This is a genomic window from Streptomyces sp. NTH33, from assembly GCF_003236365.1.
GTDB lineage: Bacteria > Actinomycetota > Actinomycetes > Streptomycetales > Streptomycetaceae > Streptomyces.
Window position 1 is genome coordinate 1 of sequence record NZ_POTZ01000979.1, and the last position, 944, is coordinate 944.

A 944-nucleotide genomic window follows, 5' to 3' on the forward strand; every position below is an offset into this window, starting at 1 on the left:
GATGGGTCACACAGGTCTGGACCACTGCCTTCTCCCAGACCGTGTTGATCGCTTCGGGCAGGCCGCTCAGCCCGTCACAGCACACGATCAGCGCGTCGCGCAGGCCGCGGTTCTTCAGCTGGGTGAGCACGTTCAGCCAGAACTTCGACCCCTCGGCGTCCTGCAGCCAGATCCCCAGGACGTTCTTGATCCCGTCGACATCGACACCGATCACGAGGTGGGCGGACTTGTTGGTCACCCTGCCGCCGTCGCGGACCTTCACGCTCAGCGCATCGATGTAGAGGATCGGGTAGACCTCGTCAACAGGCCGGTTCTGCCAGGCAGTTATCTCGTCCGCGACCACATCCGTGATCCTCGAGACCAGGGCCGGGGACACCTCGGAGCCGTAGACCTCCTTCAGGTGCGCGGTGATGTCCCGGGTGGTCATCCCCCGCGCGTACAGGGACAGGATCATGTCGTCGACCTGGGCCAGGCGCCGCCGGCCCTTGGGCACGATGACCGGCTCGAACTCGGCCCTGCGGTCCCTGGGCACGTCCACCGTGACCGGCCCGGCCACCGTGGTCAGCGTCTTGGGGTACGAGCCGTTGCGGGAGTTCCCGCTGCCCCTCCCCGCCGGGTCGCCCGCCTCGTAGCCCAGATGGTCGGCCATCTCCACCCGCAGGGCCCGCTCCAGGACCGCCTTCATCATCTGCTGCAGCAGCCCGCCGGCCCCGTCGATCCCGACCCCGGCGGCCTCGGCGTCCGCCAGCAGCTTGTCGATCGCCGCCGGCGACATCGCCCCCGCCAGCCGCCGCGCGGCCTCCTCACGGCGCTCGTCCACGGGCTCGGCGTACGGGCTGGTCTCGTTCATCAGGTCACTCACTGTGCGTCACATTCCTGGTGTCAACCGGGGCCCGACCAGCACCCAGCAAGATCACCTCTTACACAGAGGAGTAAACAGCCTC

General features: G+C 68.0%; 1 protein-coding gene. It reads right to left on the reverse strand.

The window, feature by feature from the left end; translation table 11 throughout:
* Nucleotides 1-775: IS256 family transposase (locus tag C1I97_RS37945; RefSeq protein WP_441349201.1), on the reverse strand; the 775-nt coding region annotated here is incomplete at its 3' end.
* Nucleotides 776-944 lie beyond the last annotated feature (169 nt).